Source organism: Rhodovulum adriaticum, assembly GCF_004345735.1.
Taxonomy (GTDB): Bacteria; Pseudomonadota; Alphaproteobacteria; order Rhodobacterales; family Rhodobacteraceae; genus Rhodovulum; species Rhodovulum adriaticum.
Map to the genome: position 1 here is coordinate 483,305 of NZ_SLXL01000002.1, position 15,218 is coordinate 498,522.

Here is a 15,218-nt window from a genome sequence, read left to right on the forward strand (position 1 = left end):
GCCGCGCGATGATCCGGCTGGAAAAACGCCCCGCCCCCTCGCGCGCCTGGGGGGTGGCCGCACCGCTGCTGGCGGTGACGCTGACCATGGCCGCCGGCGCAGGGCTGTTCGCGCTGCTGGGTACCGACCCGCTGGCGGCGATCCGGACGATATTCTGGGATCCGCTCTTTAACGAACAGTTCGCCAGCTATTCGCGCCCGCAATTGCTGGTCAAGGCCGGGCCGCTGATCCTGATCGCCATCGGGCTGTCGCTGGGCTTTCGCGCGGGGGTCTGGAACATCGGCGCCGAAGGCCAGTACATCATGGGGGCCGTCGCCGGGGCGGGCGTCGCGCTGGCCTTTTACCCGCTGGAGGCCTGGTTCATCTTTCCGCTGATGGTCATCGCGGGGGGCTTGGGCGGTTGGGCCTGGGCCATGATCCCGGCGATCCTGAAGACACGCTTTCGCACCAATGAAATCCTGGTCTCGCTGCTGCTGGTCTATGTGGCCGAACAGGTGCTGGCCTCTATGTCGCTGGGTCTGATGCGCAACCCCGAGGGCGGCGGCTTTCCGGGCAGCCGGAACCTGCAACAATACCCCGCCGCCGCGAACCCCGAGCGGATCGCGGGCACCGGCATGCATTGGGGTGTGGTCACGGCGCTGATCGCGGTGATCGCGACCTATGTGCTGCTGCACCGGCACATGCTGGGCTTTCAGATCCGCCTGGCGGGCCAGAGCCCCCGCGCGGCGCGCTTTGCCGGGGTTGATCCGAACCGGCTGGTGGTGATCTGTCTGGGCACCTCGGGGGCGCTGGCCGGGCTGGCGGGCCTGTTCGAGGTGGCCGGCCCCGCGGGCCAGGTCAGCATCGATTTCAACGTAGGCTATGGCTTTACCGCGATCATCGTGGCCTTCCTGGGGCGGCTGCACCCGGTGGGCATCCTGCTGGCGGGGCTGTTGATGGCGCTGACCTATATCGGCGGCGAACTTGCACAATTCATGCTTGGGCTACCGGCCGCCGCGATCCAAGCCTTTCAAGGCATGTTGCTTTTCTTCCTGCTAGGGGTCGATGTGTTGTCGAATTTCCGCATTCGCCTGGGTCGGCGGGAGGTCGCCTGATGGACCTGTCCGCGATCAACCCGGTTGTCCTGACCGCCTCGCTGATGGTGGCGGCAACCCCGATCCTGCTGGCCGCCCTGGGCGAGTTGGTGGTGGAAAAATCCGGCGTCCTGAACCTGGGCGTCGAGGGGATGATGATTACCGGGGCGATCTGCGGCTTTGCCACGGCGGTCGAAACCGGCAGCCCGACGCTGGGCTTTCTGGCGGCGATGGCGGGCGGGGCGGCGCTGTCCATGGTCTTTGGCGTGCTGACGCAATTCCTGATGTCCAACCAGGTCGCCACCGGGCTGGCGCTGACGCTGTTCGGGCTGGGCCTGTCAGCACTGCTGGGCCAGGGTTATGTCGGCGTCAAACCGCCCGCGACCGACCGGCTGGACCTGGGGCCGCTGGCCGATATCCCGGTCCTGGGGCGCATCCTGTTTTCGCATGACCTGGTGGTCTATGTCAGCCTTGCGCTGGTGGCGGGGATCTGGGCAGTGCTGCGTTTCACGCGGGCCGGGCTGATCCTGCGCGCCGTGGGGGAAAACCACGACGCGGCGCATGCCCTAGGGTACAAGGTCGTGCGCATCCGCCTGATGGCGATTGCATTCGGCGGCGCGATGGCGGGTCTGGGTGGCGCCTATCTCAGCCTGGTGCGGGTGCCGCAATGGACCGAGGGCATGACCGCGGGGGCGGGCTGGATCGCGCTGGCGATCGTGGTCTTTGCCTCGTGGCGGGCGGGCCGTGTGCTGCTGGGTGCCTATCTGTTCGGCGGGGTGGTCGTACTGCAACTGAACCTGCAGGCCGCCGGCGTGGCCGTGCCGGTCGAACTCTTGTCCGCCTCGCCCTATCTTGTCACCATCCTGGTGCTGGTCGTCATGTCGGCCGATCGCGGGCGCGCGGCGCTGAACGCGCCAGCCTGCCTTGGCCGGGTTTTCCATGCCTCGTCGTGAGGCGCTGCCAACCGGGGGCAATGGCCCCCATCAACAGGGGATAGAACCATGAACCGTAGAACACTGCTTGCCACCGCGGCCTTTGCCATCGGCTTGGCCGGCGCCGCAAGCGCGCAGGACAGCACCAAGGTCGGCTTTGTCTTTGTCGGGCCCATCGGCGATGGCGGCTGGACCTATGAACACAACCAGGGCCGCCTGGCGGTCGAGGAGCATTTCGGCGACGCGGTCGAAACCGTCTACCAGGAAAGCGTGCCGGAAGGCGCCGATGCCGAACGGGTGCTGACGCAGATGGCGCTGTCCGGCGCCGACCTGATCTTCACCACCTCTTTCGGCTACATGGACCCCACCCTGAACGTGGCCGCGAAATTCCCGAACGTGAAATTCGAGCACGCCACCGGCTACAAGCGCGCCGATAACGTCGGCACCTATTCCGCCCGCTTCTACGAGGGCCGCGCGGTGCAGGGGCACATCGCCGGGAAATTGACCGAATCGAACATCATCGGTTATATCGCCTCTTACCCGATCCCCGAGGTCATCCGCGGCATCAACGCGGCGTATATCCATGCGAAAAAAGTGAATCCCGATGTCCAGTTCAAGGTGATCTGGGCCTATACCTGGTTCGATCCGGCGAAAGAGGCCGACGCCGCAACCGCACTGATCGAACAAGGCGCCGATGTGATCCTGCAGCACACGGATTCCACCGCACCGCAGGCCGCGGCCGAGAAGGCGGGCAATGTCTACACCTTCGGCCAGGCCTCTGACATGGGCGAATACGCGCCGATGCCGCGGGTGTCCTCGATCATCGACAACTGGGCACCCTATTACATCGACCGGGTGCAGGCGGTGATCGACAGCACCTGGGAAAGCGACGACACTTGGGACGGGATCGGCGCCGGCATGGTCAAGATCGGCGAAATCACCGACGCGGTCCCCGCCGACGTCAAGGCCGAGGCGCTGGCCCTGAAAGAGGCCATCGCCAACGGCGACTACCACCCCTTCACCGGCCCGCTGAACAAGCAGGACGGCACGGTCTGGCTGGCCGAGGGTGAAACGGCCGATGATGGCACCCTGCTGGGCATGGATTTCTACGTCGAGGGCCTGACCGGCGAAATCCCGCAATAACGTCCCCGCCACACCAACAGAAAAGGCCCGCCAATGGCGGGCCTTTTCGGTTTCGGCGCGTGCCTGGGTCAGGGCGTGTCGTCCGCATGCGCACCGGACATTTCGCGAAACCGTTCGAACAGCATCAGGTATTCGGCCGGAATATCGCGGTAGGACACAACGCCGACAACCAGCCCGTCCCGCAGCACCGGCAGGTGCCGGAACGCATCGCCCAGCTTGGCCGCCAGCGCGTCGGAAACCGGATCGTCTACTGCGATGGTCACGGGATCGGGCGTCATCGCCTGCGCGACGGTCACGCTGTCCGGCGCCATCCCCTGGGCCACGGCCCGGCGCACGATGTCACGTTCACTGAGGATACCCACAAGGCGCCCCGCCTCGACCACGGCAAGCGCGCCGACATTGGCCTCTTCCATGTGCGTGGCGGCCGTGCGCAGGGTTTCCCCGGGCGCCAGGCTGATGAAGGGCCGCTGGCCCAGGATCTCTCCGATCGTCTTGATGATCACCCTCTCCTCCCTCGATAGATCCACAGCTTGTAGCAGAGTCTCGCCAAAGCGCCACGCTCCAGCGCGCGCAGCGGTTAAATCGCCATTCCACTGGCCCAGGCGATATGGTCTACCTCTGGCCATGAAAACGGATTTTCTGGTCATCGGCGGCGGGATCGCCGGGGTATCGGTGGGCGCGCGGCTGTCGCATCTGGGCCGCGTCACCCTGTTGGAGGGCGAGGCGGGCCTTGGCTATCACGCCTCGGGGCGCTCTGCCGCCCTGTTCGATGAATGCCTGGGCGCGCCAGAGGTGGTCGCGCTGAACCGGGCCAGCCACCCCTATCACGCCACGGAAAACGGCGGCGTTCTGTCCGACCGGGGGCTGATGGTGGTCGGCCGGACCGAGGATGCCGCGCTGTTTACGGCAGACCGGGCGCATATGCGCCTGACGCCCCTGACCGTGGACGAGGCGCGGGCCATGATGCCGGTCCTGAACCCCGACACGGTGGCCTTTGCCGGGCTGAACGAAAACGCATGGGATCTGGACACCGATCTGCTGATCCAGAACTTCGCGCGGGAAATCCGGGCCAATGGCGGCACGGTCCAGACCCGCCAGCAGGTGCAGACGATCACCCGCGATGCTGCGGGCTGGCAGGTGCAGACCGGCAAGGAAACGTTTCAGGGCCGCGTGCTGGTCAACGCCGCGGGCGCCTGGGTGGATGTGGTCGCGCGCATGGCCGGGGTCGCGCCCCTGGGCTTTACCCCGATGCGGCGGTCCATGGCCCGCCTGCCCGCCCCGGGCGGCCATGACCTGAACCGCTGGCCGATGGTCGTGGGCGCCGGCGAACGGTGGTATTGCAAACCCGATGCGGGCAAACTGCTGGTTTCTCCGGCCGAGGAAGACCCGCAAGACCCGCACGACGCCTTTGCCGACGATATGATCCTGGCCGAGGGGCTGGCCCGCTACGAGGAAATGGTGACAGAGCCGGTCACGCGGCTGGAAACGTCCTGGGCGGGCTTGCGGACCTTTGCGCCCGACCGGCTGCTGGTGATCGGATTCGATCCGGCCGAGTCCACGTTTTTCTGGCATGCGGGCCAGGGCGGTGTGGGCTTTCAGACCGCCCCGGCGGCCAGCCAGTTGGCCGCCGACATCGTCGCCGAACGCACACCCGAAATCGGCGCGGACCTGGCCCGCGCGTTTTCACCCGCGCGGTTCGCCTGATGGCCCGGCGTCCGGCGCCCGGCACGGCCTCGACCGCGCATCCGGCGGAAAACGGGCGGCTGACGGCACCCTCTGCCCTGCGCAACGCCGCCGCGATTTGCGAGGTGATCGCCACCCATGGCCCGGCCAGGGGCCGCGCACTGGAACTGGCCAGCGGCACCGGCGAACACGCGGTGCGCATCGCGGCCCACTGCCCCGGCCTGCGCTGGCAACCCAGCGAGATCGCCCCGGACAGGCGCGCCAGCATCGACGCCTGGGCGGCAGAGGCCGCCCTGCCCAACCTGGCCGCTGCGATCCAGATCGACGCAACCCATCCCGGCTGGGGCGCCCGGCATGGCGGGCAGGATCTGATCTTTTGTTCCAACATCCTGCATCTGATCAGCGCCCCCGAGGCCGAATGCCTGATCCGCGAGGCCGCCACGGCACTGGCCCCCGGCGGCGTCTTGATGATCTACGGCCCCTTCCGGCGCGATCACGGCTTTGCCAGCGATGGCGACGCGGCCTTTCACGCCAGCCTGATCGCCCAGGACCCCCAGATCGGGTACAAGTCCGTGCAGCAGGTGCAGGGCTGGTTTGATCAGGCCGGATTGCAGGTCGCAGATGAAATCCCCATGCCCGCCAACAACTTGACGCAGATCGCCAGAAAGCCACGCTGATTTGACCCGGATCAAGGTAGCGAGGCGGGCCAAGTGGTGATACGGCGACGAAAAGTCATTTACAGGAGACCAGCATGGACTGGACACAAAAACGCGACGCCACCAAGGATCAGCTGCGCAACCTGAACAAGGCGATCCCCGACGCCGCCCGCGCCTTTGGCGCCCTGGGCAAGGCGGTCAAGGATGGCGGCACGCTGGAATTCAAGCAAAAGGAATTCGTCGCGCTCGGCATCGCCGTCGTCACCCATTGCGAGGCCTGCATCGTCCTGCACATGGAGGCCCTGGTGCGCGTCGGCGCCACCCGCGAAGAGGTGGGCGACGTGCTGGCCATGGCGATCCAGATGGGCGGCGGGCCTGCCATGATGTATGCCGCCGCCGCGATGGAGGCCTATGACCAACTGATCGCCGAAAAAGAGGCCAAGGCCGGCTGAGCCGCGCCCCTGCGCGAGTGACAAAAATAGGCTATGATCGGGGGGCTGCCGAAAAGGAGGTCCCCCGATGGTTCGTCTGACACTGACCGCCCTTGCCCTGACCCTGGCCACCGGCCAAGCCGCCCCGGCGCAGGATCGCACCGCGCCCCATCTGATGTCCCTGTGGGACGCCAACCGAAACGGCGTCGTGGGATTTCACGAACTGGCCTATCGGCAGCGCGCGGTATTCGCACATTTCGATCGCAACGGCGACATGCTGCTGGATCCCACGGAGGCGGCCCATTTCGACCGTGTGCGCGCCCTGACCGGCCCGCTGCGGGGGCGCAACGCCGCTGAATGGCGCCGCATCGTGCGCAACCTGCGCCTGATGCGCAGCGACATCGACGGCAGCGGCGCGGTGGACCTGTCCGAATTCCGCCTGGTCGCGGCCGAGTGGATGGCGATGCTGGACCGCGATGCCGACGCCCGGCTGGAACTGTCCGACGTGAACGACTGAGGCGATGCCTCAGCCATCCGCGCGGATGCGGGCGTTCTTGTCGTCGTAGGGGCAATCCTCGGTCACCTCGACATCCCAAAGCCGGTTCAGCATCCGCACCTTCAGCCGTGTGCCCGGCGTGGCAAGATCTGGGCGCACATAGCCCATCCCGATGGATTTGCCGAAGGCGACCGAATACCCGCCCGAGGTCAGACGGCCCACCCTTGTATCCCCGTCATACAGCGCCTCGCGCCCCCAGGGGTCGGCATCCTCGGGCCCGTCGATCAGCAGCGTGACGCATTTGCTGCGGATGCCGGTGGCCTCCATCGCCGGTTTGCCGTGGAAATCCTTGGACAGATCGACGAAGCGGTCCAGCCCGGCCTCCAGCGGGGTGGCATCGCGGCCCAGTTCGGTGCCAAAGGCGCGATAGCTTTTCTCCTGCCGCAGCCAGTTCTGCGCCCGCGCGCCCACCAGCTTCATCCCATGGCCCTCACCCGCCTGCATCAGCAGATCCCACAGGTAGGTCTGCATCTCTATGGGGTGGTGCAACTCCCACCCCAGCTCGCCGGTATAGGCCACGCGCAGGGCGCGCACCGGGCACATACCCAGTTCGATATCGCGGGCGGCCAGCCACGGGAACCGCTTGTTCGACAGCACGGTGGCAGGATCGGCATCCTTGACCACCTCGTTCAGAATCGCCCGCGCGTTCGGCCCGGCCAGCGCGAAGACGCCCCATTGGGTGGTGATGTCCTGCACCTCGATCCAGCCGAATTGCTCGCGCTTGTCCTCGGCGGCCTTGACCAGATAATCGTGGTCATAGGCCTGCCAGGCCCCCGCCGAGACCAGGTAATACTCATCCTCGGCCAGCCGGACGATGGTGTATTCGGTACGCACCGTGCCCTTGAGGGACAGCGCATAGGTCAGGTTCACCCGGCCCACCTTGGGCAGGCGGTTGCAGGTAAACCAATCCAGGAACGCGGTCGCGCCGGGACCGGCCACGCGATGCTTGGTAAAGGCCGTCGCGTCGATCAGCCCGGCGGTTTCGCGGATCGCTTGCGCCTCTGCCACCGCGTATTGCCACCAGCCGCCCCGGCGGAAGGACCGCGCGTCGTGGTCAAAGCTGTCGGGCGCATCCACGGGCCCGTAGTAATTCGGCCGCTCCCACCCGTTGACCTGCCCGAACTGCGCGCCGCGCGCCTTTTGCCGGTCATAGGCGGGCGAGGTGCGCAGGGGCCGCGCGGCCGGGCGTTCCTCGTCGGGGTGGTGCAGGATGTAGACGTGTTCATACGCCTCTTCGTTCTTGCGGCAGGCGTATTCGGTGGTCATCCAGTCGCCGTATCGCTTGGGGTCCAAGCTCCCCATGTCGATCTCGGCCTCGCCCTCGGTCATCAGTTGCGCCAGGTAATGCCCCGCGCCCCCGGCCGCCGTGATGCCGAAACTGAAGCCTTCGGCCAGCCACATATTGCGCAGGCCCGGCGCAGGCCCCAGCAGCGGGTTGCCATCGGGGGTGTAGCAGATCGGCCCGTTATAATCGTCCTTCAGCCCCACGGTTTCCGAGGACGGAATACGGTGGATGAAGCTCATGTATTCATCTTCGATCCGCTCCAGATCCAGCGGGAACAGGTCCGCGCGGAAACTGTCGGGCACGCCATAGGCGAACCGCGCGGGCGCGTTGCGTTCATAGGGGCCCAGGATCCAGCCGCCGCGTTCCTCGCGCACATACCATTTCGCATCGGCATCGCGCAGGACCGGGTGTTCGGGATTGCCCGCCTTGCGCCACTGCGTCAGCGCGGGGTCGGGTTCGGTCACGATGAACTGGTGTTCCACCGGGATGGCAGGCATCTTGATCCCCAGCATGCGCGCGGTCCGCTGGGAATGGTTGCCGGTGGCGGTGACGACATGTTCGGCGGTGATGACGGCGGTTTCCTCGGTCGGGATCAGGTTGCCGCCCTTCTCGGCCATCTTCGTGACGGTGACGCGCCATTCAGACCCGGTCCATTCGTAGCCGTCCACCTGCCATTTCCGCTCAATCGCCACACCGAACTGGCGCGCGCCCTTGGCCATGGCTTGGGTCACATCCGCCGGATTGATATAGCCGTCGGTGGGGTGATAGATCGCGCCTTCCAGATCCTCGGTGCGGACCAGCGGCCAGCGCTCCTTGATCTGGGCGGGCGACATCCATTCATAGGGCACGCCCACGGTTTCAGCCGTGCTGGCATACAGCATGTATTCGTCCATCCGCGCGGCGGACTGCGCCATGCGCAGGTTGCCCACCACGTAAAAGCCAGGGTTCAGGCCGGTTTCCGCCTCCAGCGTCTTGTAGAACCTGATCGAGTAGTCGTGGATATGCGTGGTCGCGTAGGACATGTTGAAATAGGGCAGCAGCCCCGCCGCGTGCCATGTGCTGCCGCTGGTCAGCTCGTCCCGTTCCAGCAGCATGGTATCCCATCCCGCCTTGCCAAGGTGATAGGCGATCGAGGCACCGACGGCACCGCCGCCGACGACAAGGGCTTTGACATGGGTCTTCATCGGGCACGGCTCCGCGCTGTTCGTCCGGGGTGTTCCCAGTTACGCAAATTCCGCCGCGCGGGGCGAGGGGCTTGCGACCTGACAAGGTGGGAAAGCGACGTGAACCCGGCGGTGGACGCAGGGACGACGGCAGCGGATAACAATGAAACCACCAGAAAGGACGACGCGATGCGGCCAGAAAACTTCTTTTCCATCGAGGACGCCACCGGCGGCACGCCGCGCCAGCTGGCCCCGGGGATCACCACAACGATCTACACTGGCGATCACGCGATGATTTCCATCGTCCGGTTCGAACCCGGCGCGCGGGGCGTGCTGCACCACCACCCCGAGGAACAATGGGGCTATTGCATCGGGGGCAGCGGGGTGCGCATCCAGGACGGTGAAGAGGTGCCGATCAAGCCCGGCGATTTCTGGCGCACACCCGGCGATATGCCCCACACGATGGCGGCAGGGCCCGAGGGATTGACGGTGATGGACGTGTTCGCGCCGCCCCGCGCAGCCTATAACAGGCCGGGCAGCGGATTTGCGGCGGACTAGGGTTGGCCCGGCTCAGCCCAGGGCGTGGCCCGCAACCCGGGCCGACACCTTTTGCAGCCCATGCACCAGAAAGATGCCCATGATCCCGTGATACAGGACCATGCCGCCGAACACGTGCAGCATCGTCACCCAATCGTCCATGTAGGCGGTAACCGCCGTCACCCCCAGCGCCGCAACGGCAGAGGCCACCAGCGCCACCAGCAGCGCCCGGCCGTTCGGGCCGATGCGACGGTCGACGATGGCGCGGCGCTCCAGCTCGCTGGCGCCCAGCAGCAGGATCATGGACAGGACAAGATACGAAGTCAGAAGCAGCAGCATCGCAGGCATCTCCGTGTCAGTGCGGCCATCCCCAAGCGATAGCCCGACAGGCCAGGTATCGCAATGGGCTTGGCCCGGGCGTTACAGCATGGCCGGCACCACCAGGTCCGGCGGCCGGTGCCCGTCGGCGAAGGTCTTGATGTTGATGATGACCTTCTCGCCCATCTCGACCCGGCCCTCGACGGTGGCCGACCCCATATGCGGCAGCAGCACCACGTTGTGCAATTCGCGCAGGCGCGGGTTGATCTCGTGGCCATGCTCGAACACGTCCAGCCCGGCGCCCGCGATCTCGCCCGCGCGCAGCATCCGGGTCAGGGCGTTTTCGTCGATCACCTCGCCGCGCGAGGTGTTCACGATCACCGCGTCCGGCTTCATCAGTTTCAGCCGCCGTGCGTTCATCAGGTGAAAGGTCGAGGGCGTATGCGGGCAGTTGATGGAAATCACGTCCATCCGGCTGACCATCTGGTCCAGGCTGTCCCAGTAGGTCGCTTCCAGTTCTTCCTCGATCTCGGGGCGCAGGCGGCGGCGATTGTGGTAATGCACCTGCATGCCAAAGACGCGGGCACGCCGCGCAACCGCCTGCCCGATCCGGCCCATGCCCAGAATGCCCAGCCGTCGGCCACCGATCCGCCCCCCCATAAAGGCCGTGGGCGCCCACCCCTGCCATTGCCCCGCCTGCATCATCGCCAGCCCCTCGGGGATGCGGCGGGTCACGGCCAGGATCAGCGCGATGGTCATGTCGGCGGTGTCCTCGGTCACCACGCCGGGCGTGTTGGATACCAGAATCCCGCGCTGGCGCGCCGTCTGCACGTCCAGATGGTCGATCCCCGCGCCGTAATTGGCGATCAGCTTCAGCCGGTCGCCGGCACGGGCCAGCATCGCCTGGTCGATGTCGTCGGTCACACATGGCACCAGCACATCGGCCCGGCGCATGGCCTCTACCAGTTCTTCGCGGCTCAGCTTGCGGTCGGCCTCATTCAGCTCGACATCGAACAGTTCCTTCATCCGGGTCTCGACCGGTTCGGGCAAGCGTCGCGTCACGACAACACTCAAACGTTGAGCGGGCATCCCTGGGCCTCCCTGCTTGCACCCCGTGGCGTCAGTGGCAAACTGTCCGAGATCGGGGCGCGGCACAAGACCCCGCAGAACGAGGATGCAGCAGGACATGAACACGCACGCAACCGGGCCGGGCCTTCGGTCCGTCACGCTTATGATCCTGACATTGGCCATCGCCGCCCTGGCCCTGCCCCTGCACGCGGCCGAGCGCGGCCCGGTCACCGGCCTGCCCCTGCCCCGTTACGTCTCGCTCAAGGCATCCGAGGGCAACGTGCGGCGCGGCCCCAGCCTCAGCCACCGGATCGACTGGGTCTACAACCGCCGCGGCGTGCCGTTGCAGGTCACCGCCGAATACGGCCATTGGCGCCGGGTGCGCGACCGCGACGGCGCGGGCGGCTGGATGCACTACACGCTGCTGTCGGGGGTGCGCATGGTGCTGGTCCAAGAGGACATGCTGGCCCTGCGCCGCCTGCCCACGCCCGACGCCACCATCCTGGCCCGGACCGAGGCCGGGGTGATCGCCCGGCTGGGAAAATGCAAACCCGACTGGTGCCGCATCAGCGCGGACGGGTACAAGGGCTGGGTTCCGAAAACCGCACTCTGGGGCGTCGACCCCGACGAAATCCGCGAGTGATCTTGCCGCCATGCCCCGCCCCCTGCTAGGCCAAGGCAACGCCCCCGACATGGCCCGAACATGCCTGACGCGCACCGCCTGAACCTTTCCGCCGGCCTTGCCTCGGTCACGGTCGCGGCCCTGCTTGTGGGGCTGAAGATCTGGGCCCTGGGGGAAACGCAGGCGCTGTCTGTCGCGGCCTCGCTGGCCGACAGCACGCTGGACCTGATGATGTCGCTGGGCGGGCTGGCGGCGATCCTGTATGCCGCACGCCCCCCGGACGAGGATCACACCTTCGGCCATTCCTCGGCCGAGGATCTGGCCGCCCTGGGACAGGCGGTGTTCATCCTGGCCTCTGCCGGGGTGATCGGGGTCGCCGCCCTGCTGCGTCTGACCGCCGCCGACCCGATCCCCCTGACGGCCGAGGGTCGCGGCATTGCCGCCATGTCGCTGGCCATCGCCCTGACGCTGGGGCTGGTGCTGTGGCAACGCCGGGTCGCCGCGCGTACCGGCAACCGGGTGGTCCGGGCCGATTCGCTGCATTACCTGGGCGACCTGCTGCCCAATATCGGCGCGATCCTCGCGCTGTGGGCCTCGGACCAGTTCGGGCTGGCGCGACTGGATTCCGCCATTGCGCTGGCGACGGCCGCCATGCTGGCGGTGGGCGCACTGGGGATCGGACGCGGCGCGTGGGATGCGCTGATGGACCGCGCCGCCGATCCGCAGGTGATCGTCCGGATCGAGCGCCTTGCGGAAAACCAGCCCGGCGTTCTGGGCTTTCACGACCTCAAGACGCGCCGCGCGGGCGCCCGGCTGTTCGTGAACCTGCATATCGAACTGGACGGACGGCAAAGCCTGAATGACGCCCACGCCATCGGCGCCGCCCTGAAACATGCCATCCTGGCGGAGTTTCCCGGCACCGACATCATCATTCATTTCGACCCCGCCCGCAGGCCGGATACCCCGGGCTAGGCCTTCTTCTTGGTCCAAATACCCGCGCCGCAGGCAGCCGCCGTCAGGCGGCTTTCCCGGTGCCGCCGCAGACCGGGCAATCCGCCCTCCGCTTCAGCGCGATCACCCGCGACTCCGAATACAGCGCATCGTGGACCGCCATGCGCCCGGCCAGTGTCTGGCCGGCGCCGGTGATGTGCTTGATCGCCTCCATCGCCATCATCGACCCGATGATACCCGGCAGCGCACCGATCACGCCCGCCTCGGCGCAGCTGGGCGCCAGACCCGGCGCGGGGGCCTGGGGGAAGATGCAGGCATAGCAGGGCGTGCCATGGGCGGGATCGTACAGGCTGACCTGTCCCTCCCATTGGGCGATGGCCCCGGCGACCAGCGGCGTGGCCGTGCGCACCGCCGCCCGGTTCACCATGTCGCGGGTGTCGAAATTGTCGCTGCCGTCCAGCACCAGATCGTACTCGGCAAACAGTGCCTCGGCGGTCTCCGCGTCCAGTCGGCGGTGATAGGGGCGCACCTCGACAAACGGGTTTTGCGCGCTCAGCGCCGCCTGGGCGGAAAACACCTTGGGCATGCCGATGCGGGCATCCGTATGGATCACCTGCCGTTGCAGGTTCGAGGCCGACACGATGTCATCGTCCACGACGCCCAGCGTGCCGACCCCCGCCGCCCCCAGATACAGCAGCGCGGGCGATCCCAGCCCACCTGCCCCCACAACCAGCACCTTTGCCTCTTTCAGCTTGCGCTGACCCGGTCCGCCGACCTCGCGCAGAACGATATGGCGGGCATAGCGGTCCAGCTCGGTGGGGCTGAGCGGACCTTTGGGTGTGCCGGCCTGCGCAGGCGGGGCCGCACGGCGGCGCAGCGCACCAAGCGCCAGCCGGTAGGCCACCACCAGCGCCGCAACCAGCCCCAGCGCGAACCACCCCTGCGGCGTGCCCCCGATGGCAGTACGCAACGCGTGGCCCTCGGGCATCAACACCTGCACGCCCAGCACCGCCAGGTACAGCGCCCCGATCATCGCCCAACGCGCGCCGCGCGACACCTTCATCACGGCGCCCAGCAGCCACAGCGCCACGGCAAGCGCCAGCAAGACACCCATCAGCGGCGCCCCGTGGAACCGAACCCGCCCGCGCCACGGGGCGTGTCGTCCAGCGCCTGAACAAGATCAAAGGCCACCTGCACCACCGGCGCCACGATGATCTGCGCGATCCGGTCGCCGTGATGAATCGTGTAAGGCTCTGCCCCGAGGTTGACCAACAACACCCCCAACGGCCCGCGATAATCGCTGTCGATGGTGCCGGGCGTGTTGGGCAGGGTGATCCCGTGTTTCAACGCCAGACCCGACCGGGGGCGGATCTGCATTTCATACCCCCGCGGGATGGCCACGCGCAGCCCGGTCGGCACCACATGGCGGGCCATGGGGGCCAGCGTCAGGCCGGAATCGCGCGCCTCGGAGGGGAAGTTGGCGCGGATATCCGCCCCCGCTGCGCCTGCGGTTTCATAGGCGGGCAGGCCCAGGGCGCGGTCGGCCCAATCCTCCCACAGCACCTGCAGAACCGGGGTCATACGCCCTGCCCCAGTGCTGTGGCGATGCGCGCGGCCAGCCGGTCGGCGACCTGGGCCTTGCCCAGGCGCGGCCAGGTTTCGGCGCCATTGGCGGTAATCAGCGTTACCTCGTTCTCGGCCCCGCCCATGATGCCGGTGCCGGGCGAAACATCGTTGGCCACGATCCAGTCGCAGCCCTTGCGCGCCCGCTTGGCGGTGGCGTGGTCGGCGATGTTTTCCGTTTCAGCGGCAAAGCCCACGACCAGCGCCGGGCGGCCCGTGCCCATCTGCGCGACGGTGGCCAGGATGTCGGGATTCTCGGCAAACTCCAGCGCGGGCGCGGCGCCGGTGCCGTCCTTCTTCATCTTCTGATCGGCGGCATTGGCCACGCGCCAATCGGCCACCGCGGCCGCAAAAACCGCCGCATCGGCGGGCAAGGCGCCCTGCACGGCGGCCAGCATCTGCTGCGCGGTTTCCACGAGGATCACCGTCACCCCTTCGGGCGGGGGAACAGTTGCCGGGCCGGTCACGAACACGACCTCTGCCCCCAGCCCCGCCAACGCGCGGGCCAGCGCCGTGCCCTGCGCCCCCGACGATCGGTTGGCGATATAGCGCACCGGATCGATCGGTTCATGGGTGGGGCCAGAGGTGACGACGATCCGCTTGCCCGCCAGGGGGCCATCGGCAAGCCGCGCCTCGATCGCGGCCAGGATTTCGGGCACCTCGGCCATGCGGCCCGGCCCGTATTCACCACAAGCCATGTCGCCGGAATTGGGGCCGACCACCGCCACGCCGTCGCCCGCCAGCGTAGCCAGGTTGCGTTGCGTGGCCGGGTGCTGCCACATCCGCACGTTCATGGCGGGTGCGATCAGCACCGGCGTATCGGTTGCCAACAGCAGCGTGCTGGGCAGATCGTCCGCCAGACCGTTCGCCATGCGCGCCATCAGGTTGGCCGTGGCAGGCGCCACCACCACCAGATCGGCCACGCGGGACAGCTGGATATGGCCCATCTCGGCCTCATCCGTCAGGTCGAAAAGATCGCGCCAGACCTTTTCCCCCGCCAGCGCCGACAGCGACAGCGGGGTTACGAACTGCTCTGCCGCGCGGGTCATGACCGGGGTGACGGCGGCCCCGCGTTCGCGCAAGCGGCGGATCAGGTCCGGCACCTTGACGGCGGCGATGCCGCCCGAAACGATCAAGAGAATGCGTTTGCCTGCCAGCATGGACCCTGCCCGTTTGC

Annotated in this window: 17 protein-coding genes; 10 read left to right on the forward strand and 7 right to left on the reverse strand. The window is 67.3% G+C overall.

Annotated elements, in window-relative coordinates:
* Positions 1-8: 8 nt before the first annotated feature.
* From EV656_RS05780 to EV656_RS05790, 3 genes are read left to right on the forward strand one after another with little or no spacing between them, the layout of a single operon-like run.
* The gene (locus EV656_RS05780) at positions 9-1,094 is read left to right on the forward strand and encodes an ABC transporter permease (protein ID WP_132600679.1); all 1,086 of its coding nucleotides are present in this window, start codon (positions 9-11) and stop codon (positions 1,092-1,094) included.
* On the forward strand, positions 1,094-2,026 hold the full coding sequence (locus tag EV656_RS05785; protein ID WP_132600682.1) for an ABC transporter permease: 933 nt from the start codon (positions 1,094-1,096) through the stop codon (positions 2,024-2,026). Before EV656_RS05780 ends, EV656_RS05785 begins: the two co-directional genes overlap by 1 nt.
* A gap of 48 nt (positions 2,027-2,074) precedes the next feature.
* The gene (locus EV656_RS05790) at positions 2,075-3,148 is read left to right on the forward strand and encodes a BMP family ABC transporter substrate-binding protein (protein WP_132600685.1); all 1,074 of its coding nucleotides are present in this window, start codon (positions 2,075-2,077) and stop codon (positions 3,146-3,148) included.
* Between the two features lie 68 nt (positions 3,149-3,216).
* On the opposite strand, the gene EV656_RS05795 is transcribed toward EV656_RS05790, so the two are convergent.
* Positions 3,217-3,651 (reverse strand): CBS domain-containing protein, encoded by a 435-nt coding sequence (locus EV656_RS05795; protein WP_165918945.1) that lies wholly within the window; start codon positions 3,649-3,651, stop codon positions 3,217-3,219.
* A gap of 121 nt (positions 3,652-3,772) precedes the next feature.
* On the opposite strand from EV656_RS05795, the gene EV656_RS05800 reads away from it, so the two are divergent.
* The 4 genes from EV656_RS05800 to EV656_RS05815 all read left to right on the forward strand — a co-directional run bounded on the left by EV656_RS05800 (position 3,773) and on the right by EV656_RS05815 (position 6,435).
* Complete coding sequence (locus EV656_RS05800; protein WP_132600691.1) at positions 3,773-4,852, forward strand: NAD(P)/FAD-dependent oxidoreductase; 1,080 nt, start codon at positions 3,773-3,775, stop codon at positions 4,850-4,852.
* Complete coding sequence (locus EV656_RS05805; protein ID WP_132600694.1) at positions 4,852-5,508, forward strand: DUF938 domain-containing protein; 657 nt, start codon at positions 4,852-4,854, stop codon at positions 5,506-5,508. Before EV656_RS05800 ends, EV656_RS05805 begins: the two co-directional genes overlap by 1 nt.
* Before the next feature lie 74 nt (positions 5,509-5,582).
* The gene (locus EV656_RS05810; RefSeq protein WP_132600697.1) at positions 5,583-5,939 is read left to right on the forward strand and encodes a carboxymuconolactone decarboxylase family protein; all 357 of its coding nucleotides are present in this window, start codon (positions 5,583-5,585) and stop codon (positions 5,937-5,939) included.
* Positions 5,940-6,006: 67 nt separating this feature from the next.
* Positions 6,007-6,435: an EF-hand domain-containing protein gene (locus EV656_RS05815; RefSeq protein WP_132600700.1), complete on the forward strand. Its 429-nt coding sequence runs from the start codon at positions 6,007-6,009 to the stop codon at positions 6,433-6,435.
* 9 nt (positions 6,436-6,444) lie between these two features.
* Here EV656_RS05815 and EV656_RS05820 read toward each other — a convergent pair whose 3' ends face one another.
* A complete protein-coding gene (locus EV656_RS05820) occupies positions 6,445-8,943 on the reverse strand; it encodes a GcvT family protein (RefSeq protein ID WP_132600703.1) in 2,499 nt (832 codons plus the stop codon).
* A gap of 168 nt (positions 8,944-9,111) precedes the next feature.
* On the opposite strand from EV656_RS05820, the gene EV656_RS05825 reads away from it, so the two are divergent.
* On the forward strand, positions 9,112-9,480 hold the full coding sequence (locus tag EV656_RS05825; RefSeq protein ID WP_132600706.1) for a cupin domain-containing protein: 369 nt from the start codon (positions 9,112-9,114) through the stop codon (positions 9,478-9,480).
* A 12-nt stretch (positions 9,481-9,492) separates the two neighbouring features.
* Here EV656_RS05825 and EV656_RS05830 read toward each other — a convergent pair whose 3' ends face one another.
* Both EV656_RS05830 and EV656_RS05835 read right to left on the reverse strand, forming a co-directional pair.
* On the reverse strand, positions 9,493-9,798 hold the full coding sequence (locus EV656_RS05830) for a hypothetical protein (RefSeq protein ID WP_132600709.1): 306 nt from the start codon (positions 9,796-9,798) through the stop codon (positions 9,493-9,495).
* A gap of 81 nt (positions 9,799-9,879) precedes the next feature.
* Positions 9,880-10,866, reverse strand: coding sequence for a 2-hydroxyacid dehydrogenase (locus tag EV656_RS05835; RefSeq protein WP_132600712.1), 987 nt, complete (start codon positions 10,864-10,866; stop codon positions 9,880-9,882).
* A 142-nt stretch (positions 10,867-11,008) separates the two neighbouring features.
* On the opposite strand from EV656_RS05835, the gene EV656_RS05840 reads away from it, so the two are divergent.
* Both EV656_RS05840 and EV656_RS05845 read left to right on the forward strand, forming a co-directional pair.
* Positions 11,009-11,488, forward strand: a complete 480-nt coding sequence (locus EV656_RS05840; protein ID WP_200276670.1) for an SH3 domain-containing protein — start codon at positions 11,009-11,011, stop codon at positions 11,486-11,488.
* A gap of 60 nt (positions 11,489-11,548) precedes the next feature.
* On the forward strand, positions 11,549-12,439 hold the full coding sequence (locus EV656_RS05845; protein ID WP_132600718.1) for a cation diffusion facilitator family transporter: 891 nt from the start codon (positions 11,549-11,551) through the stop codon (positions 12,437-12,439).
* A 43-nt stretch (positions 12,440-12,482) separates the two neighbouring features.
* Here EV656_RS05845 and EV656_RS05850 read toward each other — a convergent pair whose 3' ends face one another.
* Genes EV656_RS05850 through coaBC form a run of 3 tightly spaced genes read right to left on the reverse strand, consistent with a single transcriptional unit; the run spans position 12,483 to position 15,201 of the window.
* On the reverse strand, positions 12,483-13,532 hold the full coding sequence (locus EV656_RS05850) for a HesA/MoeB/ThiF family protein (RefSeq protein ID WP_132600721.1): 1,050 nt from the start codon (positions 13,530-13,532) through the stop codon (positions 12,483-12,485).
* Positions 13,532-13,999, reverse strand: a complete 468-nt coding sequence (gene dut / locus EV656_RS05855) for a dUTP diphosphatase (RefSeq protein WP_132600724.1) — start codon at positions 13,997-13,999, stop codon at positions 13,532-13,534. The genes EV656_RS05850 and dut overlap by 1 nt, the downstream gene beginning before the upstream one ends.
* A complete protein-coding gene (gene coaBC, locus EV656_RS05860) occupies positions 13,996-15,201 on the reverse strand; it encodes a bifunctional phosphopantothenoylcysteine decarboxylase/phosphopantothenate--cysteine ligase CoaBC (protein ID WP_132600727.1) in 1,206 nt (401 codons plus the stop codon). Before coaBC ends, dut begins: the two co-directional genes overlap by 4 nt.
* Between the last annotated feature and the right edge of the window lie 17 nt (positions 15,202-15,218).